Genomic DNA, 7,310 nt, shown 5'->3' on the forward strand with positions numbered 1-7,310 from the left:
CCCACGCCCCCGTGATTCCGGTTTACGACGCCGGCAACCACTCCACACCGGTGAGCATACCCGCCAGCCGAATCTTGGCCTGCTTGTCCCCCGCACGAGCATTGACCACAACCTCGCCGCTCGCCCGGTCATATTGGAGGTGAGTGACGGTCGTCGCATGCTCCAGAAAATCCTCGGGGAGCACCTGCCAGGTTTCGCCATTCCAGATTTCAATCCTTGGTGCTTCCGTCAACGAAAGACGCAGGGTACCTTTGCCCTCAAACAGCACCAGATCTCCCTGCAAGGCCCACTCGCCGGCACCAACGATATCAATGCTGCGCTCGCCTACGGCAAGCCGAGTCAACTCAATGTCTGGAAACCACTGTGCAGGCATCAGATCCATTGCGAGGGTGTCAGTCATGACTCACCTCCGGCTCTCCATCGAAGCGGGACAGCCACTCCTGATACTCAGGGGCATTGAAAACTTTCGCACCATCCACCCGCCCCATAGCTATCCCATCATGATCAGTGGAACGAATCGGTCGCAAAACTTGCGCTGCCTTTCGATAGGGGGCCACATCCAGGCTCTGCTCTCGATCTCCAAGAAGAGGCTTGGAACCGGCTTGTATTATCACGCCGCCGTCGTAGGATGACATCCAACCATCTGGCAGCGTTTCCTGCAATACAGCCTCACCACCGAGTTGATCCACATAGGGTTGGCAGATAGCCGTAAGCCAATTGGGGGTTTTAATGTTGCAAACCAAATCATCGGAATGAGATATCCGATCACTGATATTCAGTCCAGGGAAACGCTGACCTAACTGATACACCAAGGGGTCTACCCGGGTTTCATAACCATGAGAAATAGCCAAACCAAATCCCGCATAGGCTTGTTCTGCGTTCAGCAAGCTACACCAACGATTGAATACAGATGGCAGTTTTTCCTCACGATCCATGAAGTAGTCGATGGGGAAATGCATATAGATATACGACAAGAAACTATCAAGGGACGCAGCCCCTTCATCCCCTTTATTTACTCTCCTACCAAGTGACACCACATCCACATCGGAGGCGTCGGTCTTCTTTTCCCCACCATGGCAAACAAACTCCCACTGTTCGTCCTGCGGTACATCCAACAACCACTCATCCGGGTATGGGTAAGGCGTTTTCTTCAGGCTTTTCCAGCGACCGGTATTCGGGTTGGTGGTCCACTTGAATTCCTGGCCGAAATACTCCCGGTATTCATTGAAGACCGCCAGTACCGCCTCCCGAATATCCGTACGCCAGGCATTACGGAAGTATATTTCCACGTTCAGGCTAAGTTTAAGCATGACACCATCGGCGTCTTCCACAGTCATCAGTTCTTTCAGTTCATCCACGGTATGTTTTCCCTATCTCGAAACTCAGAATGCAGCCCCGACTCGCTCCGGGTTTGGCCGCAATGACGACATCCGCTGAACTGACCCCGTATTAGGTCCAACCAGAGTTGGAAAAATCCGGCTCCTGGAGTACGTCAACGCCCTCAGTGGTCCCAAGATAAGGGATAATGCCTGCACAAGTGCCGACAGGCTGAAGCTCCTCACCAACACGCATCCATTCTTTTGAGGCTTTCGGCAGTGGACCTATCTCCATCGCCCGAAAGGCGGTGTTCGAAAAAACAGTGCCTTGCAGCAGTTCAGTCACGCAGATCCCTCAAGCAACACAAAAAACGAAGTCGCTGAGCGACATGTGGCTGCGCCGACGCTATCAAGCCTCTCAAATCGGCCATGCATCAGCCGGACGCAGCTTTCGGTACTCCGCCATCGAGATCTTGCCCAACTGTGGTGTAAGCCTGCATTTACGTTTATCCCATGGGTATTCCATCTGCCGCTTCAACCATTCCTTGCCCTCCCCTTGCTTCCAGGCTTCCAAATCCAGATCACGCCAGAAGCGAGGGTTGCGGTCGGTGCGCCGGTCATGCTCTGCGGTAACTGGGTCCAGATGTCTGAATGGTTCCAGCCTTGGCACATCCGGCAGGGGCTGAGAGGTATCCATGTAGCGTTGAAGCATGTCCCACAGCGCCATTACCTCTTCTTTCGTGGGCTCTACCCGGCTCAGGGACGTCTGGCTGAATTGTTTGGCGGTGTAGCGATGCACGAACATCAGGCGGTAGAAGATACCGCCGGCTTCAACGACGCGCTCCACGTAGGCATCATATTCCTCGAAGGGGGCTGTCAACTTTTTTCCGCCTGGCAAGGCAAAACTGACCTGACCGGTCTCTCGGCTGAAGTAGCTTTCACCCGCCTTATGACTTCTGTCCAAGAGCTTACCAAGAAATTTGTCGAACGGCCTCAGTAATAGAGCAACGCTGCCCATGACCACGGGCATAGTCTTTATCAGGATAAGAATCGAAAGTGGTAGCCAAACGACAACTCCAACTAACATTACCAGCATAAATACAATATCGTTGGCTTCAACGACCCATTGATACAACCAATAATAAAACCACCATGCACCACCAATCAAAATCAATCCACCCCATGCATAGGGTACGAATAATAGAACTGCTGAAAGGCCGAGAAACGCCTTGCCACTCAAGAAACGAATCTGACGATGATTCCACCACCAGTTACCGGACTGAAAAGCTTCTGGGTCAATCTTATCTTGGTTTTGAACTTCCCCAACATCATCGCTAATACGGTAATAGGGATCGATACCTGCGTAATCGCCAACAGGTTGTAGATCCTGACCAGCACGTTTTCTATTTTTTTTCGTAGCATCAGGAACAGGAGGAACCTTATCTCCCGATCCTCTCCAATTCTGATAGCTTCTTTTTTTATCATCGTTACTCAAAGTGCAACCTCTTTGATTATCCAATACGGAACCGGATCGTTATCGAACGGGTTCAGTACATTTTGTTTCTTACCTGGCAGTACAGCGTGATGCTTAGAATCGAACGGTTTGTATTCATCTAACGCCGGAGTCGGATACCGAAATTCCCCAATTTCACTTGTAATATACGCCTGCATCACAACTCTTAGGCTAATGGTTCGTCGTTCACGATATTCATACGTTTCGATTTCGCCTCCAACCAAGTTTCTTTCAACCAGAAAATGCACTGCATTTTGTTCAGGAACGGCGACCCAGCTTTTAATGCTCTTCAACGGAGTACTTTTGCTCAGTCTGTAATTTTCCACATTCCACGCGTCGGTTTTTGATGTCTGAACAGTGCTGTGAGTATATTCTAATTCTTGAACACCGAGCCTTAAACTTGGATGTTGAACTCTCTCGCCTGTATTATCTTTTTTATGACCAACTTTATCGATTTTAAATCTACTAATTATCGGGGACTTAAGCGTTATTCTATAATCATTTTGGGAAGTCTCGTTATCCGAAAACATTCTCTTTTCACTATCACTTAGATTATCATAACGCTTAGCCGAAATACTTATAGGAGCGAATAAGGTAAGAAGTTGGGCATAGTAAAGGACATCATCATCTGGCAGCCCCGCATGACTTGGGCCAATGCCCAAAGGCCCTCTTTTCAGCACCTGCTCTATCTCACTATCAGTGGAAACAGCAGCATATATACTACCACCTAAAATCAACCCCAAACCCAACAAAGCCCACCCCCAACCAGGCACCAACAACATACCGGTCATTAATTTTGAAAATGCGAAAACACTACCACCGATTACTGCTAGTGCATGGCCTAAAGCGGCGTCCATATCTCCACGACTAACACTATTACGAACGTCCCAGGCGCTTACGGTCACCATAAAACTAGCCGCGAAGAAATTCACCAACGACATAGAACGTACAATAGTACTTGCGCCATCCTTCATGAGCTTTTGCTGAACTAAAGGGCCAAGCACTGGTATAGACCTCACCTCAAAAAGCGGCCTCAATATAACTTTCGAAACCAATTTACTTTCGGCGGGGGAATTAACCGCGTGAAGCTTCATCAATGCCGCGGAAAGATCTAATCCTGCACCCACAAATTTCGTAAGACCGTAGCCAACCTCTTCTGGCTTTGCTTGCTTCAAATTCAACATTTCGGAGACAACGTTAAATGCAGCTAACCCCACCAAAACCCGGGACAAGCCCGGCCCATCCGCAACAGCCTTAGCCTTATTAGCCCAATCAAATTTCCACGCACTGAACTTCACAGCTTCGGGATGATCAATCGGCAAGACAAACACCCAAGTGTGGGCAGCAGCTTTAACTACAGCGTCACCAACCTCATCCGCAAGCCTTGCCGGACTCGTTGACGCAACCTTTTTACCCGCCGCATCAACTCGATCAGCGAAAAGGTAGTCGTTACGCCTTGTCAACGCTTCACTCTGGAGATCAGCATCGGTCAATCCAAACGAGAGGCCTTTTCCATGAACGCCGACAATGCTGTAACGCGTCAGGTCAACGGCATCCCTACGCATCACTCTTAATTCACCACCAAGCTTCGGATCCGCAATATCAGCCGCTTCACTGACCGCGGTAAACACTCGGTCCAGCCTGATAGCCGTCAATTCGCCACTCTCACGTATCCGATCAATAACCTTAAGAACGGCGCCACTCCAGCCACTCAGTGCAGTTTCAACCATCCCCGCAACGGTACCTGCAGAGCCAACAGAAACAGGAGAGGAGCTTTCATCATTCGTACCGGAATCAGCCTCCTCATATTTTAGTTGCTGAGCAATCGTACTGATGGCTGATAGACCGAGCCCATTCAAGTGCCGATCAGTGAGGGTCTCGCCCTGACGAGATAGTGCCCTTAACTGCGCCAGCAACGACCGGTCATCTTCTTCGCATTCCCCGTTAGCCAAAGCGTCAATCAGAGAACTCTTTTCCAGACCCAGCTTCAGGACACGAGACAGAGTAATTGGCTCTTCCACACCCTGCGCTCTAAATACACCAGGTAATTGCTGAAAAATATCCAGCAGGCCTGCATGAAGAGAGAATGCCTCGCATGGCCCGAGCCCTCTATGATGGAGATAGTCACCGCAGACCAAATCAAATTCACCGCTAGCAACTAGCATTTCGAGCTTGGTTAGATGACCCTCTATGCTGTGAAGTATCGTTCGGCGTTCTGATTGCTCTAGGATTTTGTGGAGTTTGTCTTGATCTACTGCGGCCCGCAGCTTTCTAAGCTGACCAGTTGAGTCGGATGCATTCGGATCAAATACCGTCTGACGTATCAGCATTGCTGAATGAACCAGCGGTCTTTCCTGTATGGATACATCAAGAGCGTCAAGATAGTGAAGCGCCAATTGAAGCTGCGCCAACGAGTGGCGCAGCCTGAACAATGGATCCGGGATAGCTACGCAGACACCCCCCCTCTGCGAGCGGAGATGCTGCAAAAGATCTGCCCCTTGGGGGCAGGAGAGCTCAAGAATGTTCGCCACCTCACTCTCCTCACCGGCATCCACCGGATCTGGTGCGGTAGCCTCCAGTGCATGCTCGAGCGGGTTCTTCATCAATTGCTCAGTGTATTCAACAGGGTCTTTTACTTCGCTTCTCGAGGCCGCCCGCCGTGCTGACTCCCTTGCCTGCTTTTCATTACTCACCAATAGCTTGGCGAGCTTGCTGCACAGATCGTCTTCACTCGGCCCTTCAAAACTGAGCACAAAATCACTGGGATCTTCAATCATTAGTTCAATGCCCAGATCCCGATGCCTGAGTTCTGGAGCGTTCTCAACACGTGATGCAGGGAATCCGGTTTCAAAACTTAATGAATCAACTGATGTGGCCGCCCAGGCATGACCCACTCCAGTCGTCCTTGCATTACGAACTGCGTCATTCTCTTCAAGTTTCTGAATATAAGACCAGTCCCACTGGACTTCACTGTAGGCCATGCGGAAATCGTGCATCACCGCTTGTCCCTGGAGAAACACAGGAACAAGCACATCGTCCAACCACTGCCCCGCTGATGGGCGCACCATTCTCAAATCGGACTGAGGGTCGTTGACCTCCGCACGCGCTTCCTGAAGATCAACGTCACTAAATTGGGAGTTTTGATTGATCTCCAATTCTCGCCAGAGCTTGTCTTTGCAAAAAATGTAGAGAAATCCAGGGCGTAGCAATGCCACCCCTTTACCCTGATAGATTGGTGCACCGCGCCCTTGCTGTACCGGGAGGTTATCGGCGATCTCCGCCAGAGGTTTGATCCTCAAAAGAGTATTCTCTTGGTAATCCTCACGCTCAATATTGGATCTTGCATGCTTAAGAAGAGGAACAGAGATCTTGCCTCCATCACGCTTGGGGATCGTCAGCACCAGGTCTTTGGGATCTGTATCGTCGTAGTCCGCTCTTCTGAGAATTGAGCGATCCAGAGACTCATCTAAAAAATCCACCGTGTCCGTCATACCCTCTCCCCTCCATCGCTTCCTTTCACCGCCTCTACTGAATCCCGCTCCAAGTGCCCGCCAATCACATCAATAATCAGTTTTCGATCAGAGCCCGGTAACTGTTCAAATTCCGTTTGGTCGGGAGAGGCACCTTTACGCTGACTAACCATTGCCAGTTCAGGAGACTGCTGCATTGCTGCCCGATCTCTATCAAGCACTGCAGGCAGTTCCGGAGCAACTGTACTCTCCCCCGAACCACTCCCCGGGCTGCCCCCGGAATTGATCTTGATCCCCGGCCCACTCAAGGTCACGCCACTGGGGTCCAGCTTGATAAAGCTTCCACCCCCGGAAATCGTCAGCTCTGCTCCGGCATCCAGAACCACTTTGGCACCGGCCTTGTGATGCACTTCGGTGCCGGCTTCCGAGGCCATGGTGCGGGCGGTTTTCTGATGGTAGGTGCCGCCCACGGTCTGGCTGCAATCTGCGCCAACGGACAGCCGGTTTTCGCCGTCGGTGGTGCAATGGTCCGCCGCTTTGATGTGGCTGAACTGGTGGTTCTCCACCGTCAGGTGGCTGTCGTTCTTGATGACTTCGGTGCGGTTGTTTTCCGTCAGCAGGTCCAGGTCTTTCTGGGCGTGCACATAGATCTGTTCTTCGCCGGCTTCGTCTTCAAACCGCAGTTCGTTGCTGCCCTCACCCTTGTGGGTTTTGGTTTTCAGGGTGGTGCGGGTTTTGTGTTCCGGCAGCGCATACGGCGGTGTGTTGGTGGCGTGATAGGTTCTTCCGGTGATGATGGGCTGGTCCGGGTCGCCGTCGAGGAAGGATACGATGACTTCGTGGCCAATTCTGGGCAATGCCATGAAGCCGTACTGGCCACCGGCCCAGCCCTGGGCCACGCGCAGCCAGGCGCTGCTGTGTTCGTCGTTCTTGGAATAGCGGTCCCAAGGGAATCTTACTTTTACCCGGCCGTACTGGTCGCAGTGGATTTCTTCACCCTCGGGGCCGGTG

Annotated in this window: 6 protein-coding genes; all 6 read right to left on the reverse strand. The window is 51.4% G+C overall.

The genetic code is table 11. The annotated features are described in order from the left end of the window. Positions 1 to 22: 22 nt before the first annotated feature. A complete protein-coding gene (locus tag ARC85_RS19385; protein ID WP_023010991.1) occupies positions 23 to 400 on the reverse strand; it encodes a hypothetical protein in 378 nt (125 codons plus the stop codon). Beyond that, a complete protein-coding gene (locus tag ARC85_RS19390) occupies positions 393 to 1,358 on the reverse strand; it encodes a type VI immunity family protein (RefSeq protein WP_278350124.1) in 966 nt (321 codons plus the stop codon). Before ARC85_RS19390 ends, ARC85_RS19385 begins: the two co-directional genes overlap by 8 nt. A 91-nt stretch (positions 1,359 to 1,449) precedes the next feature. Next, positions 1,450 to 1,662 carry a hypothetical protein gene (locus tag ARC85_RS19395; protein ID WP_152525358.1) on the reverse strand — a complete coding sequence of 71 codons (213 nt, stop codon included), beginning with the start codon at positions 1,660 to 1,662 and terminating at the stop codon, positions 1,450 to 1,452. A gap of 72 nt (positions 1,663 to 1,734) precedes the next feature. After that, positions 1,735 to 2,811 (reverse strand): hypothetical protein, encoded by a 1,077-nt coding sequence (locus ARC85_RS19400; RefSeq protein WP_278350125.1) that lies wholly within the window; start codon positions 2,809 to 2,811, stop codon positions 1,735 to 1,737. After that, positions 2,808 to 6,320 carry a toxin VasX gene (locus tag ARC85_RS19405; protein ID WP_286715947.1) on the reverse strand — a complete coding sequence of 1,171 codons (3,513 nt, stop codon included), beginning with the start codon at positions 6,318 to 6,320 and terminating at the stop codon, positions 2,808 to 2,810. Before ARC85_RS19405 ends, ARC85_RS19400 begins: the two co-directional genes overlap by 4 nt. Next, positions 6,317 to 7,310 (reverse strand): type VI secretion system Vgr family protein (locus tag ARC85_RS19410; protein WP_286715949.1); only part of this gene is annotated, 994 nt, incomplete at its 5' end. The genes ARC85_RS19410 and ARC85_RS19405, both read right to left, overlap by 4 nt.

Origin of the sequence: Marinobacter sp. tcs-11, from assembly GCF_002049515.1 — a bacterium.
GTDB classification, from domain to species: domain Bacteria; phylum Pseudomonadota; class Gammaproteobacteria; order Pseudomonadales; family Oleiphilaceae; genus Marinobacter; species Marinobacter nauticus.